This window comes from Novosphingobium mangrovisedimenti, assembly GCF_025153475.1.
In the GTDB taxonomy this organism is placed as follows: domain Bacteria; phylum Pseudomonadota; class Alphaproteobacteria; order Sphingomonadales; family Sphingomonadaceae; genus Novosphingobium; species Novosphingobium mangrovi_A.
The window spans coordinates 1-517 of sequence record NZ_JANZXA010000063.1 but is presented as its reverse complement, the minus strand read 5'-3'; the positions used below and the strand labels follow the sequence as shown (position 1 = coordinate 517).

The following is a 517-nucleotide window of genomic DNA, read 5'->3' as shown; positions in this document are numbered from 1 at the left end:
GCCACGATCGCCAGCGGCAACCTGACCATCTCGGCCGGCGCCCTGGCGCAGGACATCGACATCACGCAGACCGGCAGCGGCGGCGATGCCCGGGGCGGCACGGCCCGCCTCGGCACCGCGGGCACGGCAGCGGTGAGCGTGAGCGGCACCACCGACATCATCGCCAACGCCCAGTCCGCATCGGCCTTCGGCGCGGGCGGAACCAGCGGCATGGCGACGGGCGGCACGGCGACGATCCTCGCGCAGGGCGGATCGCTCTCGCTCGCCGACACCAACATCGGCGGCAACGCGATCTTCGCCGCCGGAGAGGCGAGCGACGGGCGCACCAGCACGGCAGGCATGGCCCGGATCGAGACCACCGGCGGTGCCATCGGCATCGGCGGAGCCCTTCGGGTACAGGCCGCCGCGCAACGCCTGAGTGCCCTTGCCACGTTCGCTGGCATCGATGCGCAGGGCGGGACGGCCACCGCTGCGGCAAGCGGTGGCAGCCTGACCGTAAGCGGCAATACCACCATCG

1 protein-coding gene is annotated in these 517 nt (G+C 73.1%); it reads left to right on the top strand.

Annotated features, from left to right (window positions below):
- The coding region (locus NZK81_RS21470) for a hypothetical protein (protein WP_419181733.1) at window positions 1–517 on the top strand (517 nt) is incomplete at both ends.